Source organism: Flavobacterium sp. UMI-01 (assembly GCF_019656315.1).
GTDB lineage: Bacteria > Bacteroidota > Bacteroidia > Flavobacteriales > Flavobacteriaceae > Flavobacterium.
The window spans coordinates 702,304-703,118 of the sequence record NZ_BPLU01000038.1; the positions used below are offsets into that span (position 1 = coordinate 702,304).

Annotated in this window: 1 protein-coding gene; it reads right to left on the reverse strand. The window is 49.1% G+C overall.

What is annotated here, in order from left to right; translation table 11 throughout:
- Positions 1–815, reverse strand: an 815-nt coding sequence (locus tag K5R64_RS13015; protein ID WP_220764001.1) for a hypothetical protein, incomplete at both ends; no start/stop codon positions are given.

The following is an 815-nucleotide window of genomic DNA, read 5'->3' on the forward strand; positions in this document are numbered from 1 at the left end:
AACAGCAGTTCTAGAGGGTGCTGTAGTGACAGAACCTCCAGTAGCTGCGGTGTACCAAATAAGAGTCTCACCTGCTCCTACAGTTGCGGAACCTGTTTTGGCTGTATTATCAAAACAGGCTGTAACGTTAGTACCTGCTGGAGCTAGTGGCAATGGGTTGATGGTTACAGTTACCAATGTTCGAGGACCTTCACATCCTGTGGCAGTCACTTTTGCACCAGCATAAGCAGAGCTAGTTCCGACAGCAGTTCTAGAGGGTGCTGTAGTGACAGAACCTCCAGTAGCTGCAGTGTACCAAATAAGAGTCTCACCTACTCCTACAGTTGCGGAACCTGTTTTGGCTGTATTATCAAAACAGGCTGTAACGTTAGTACCTGCTGGAGCTAGTGGCAATGGGTTGATGGTTACAGATACTAATGTTCGAGGACCTTCGCATCCTGTCGCAGTCACTTTTGCACCAGCATAAGCAGAGCTAGTTCCGACAGCAGTTCTAGAGGGCGCTGTAGTGACAGAACCTCCAGTAGCTGCAGTGTACCAAATAAGAGTCTCACCTGCTCCTACAGTTGCGGAACCTGTTTTGGCTGTATTATCAAAACAGGCTGTCACATCAGCTCCTGCTGGAGCTAGTGGCAATGGATTGATGGTGACGGTAACTAATGTTCGAGGACCTTCACATCCTGTGGCAGTCACTTTTGCTCCAGCATAAGCAGAGCTAGTTCCGACAGCAGTTCTAGAGGGTGCTGTAGTGACAGAACCTCCAGTAGCTGCGGTGTACCAAATAAGAGTCTCACCTGCTCCTACAGTTGCGGAACCTG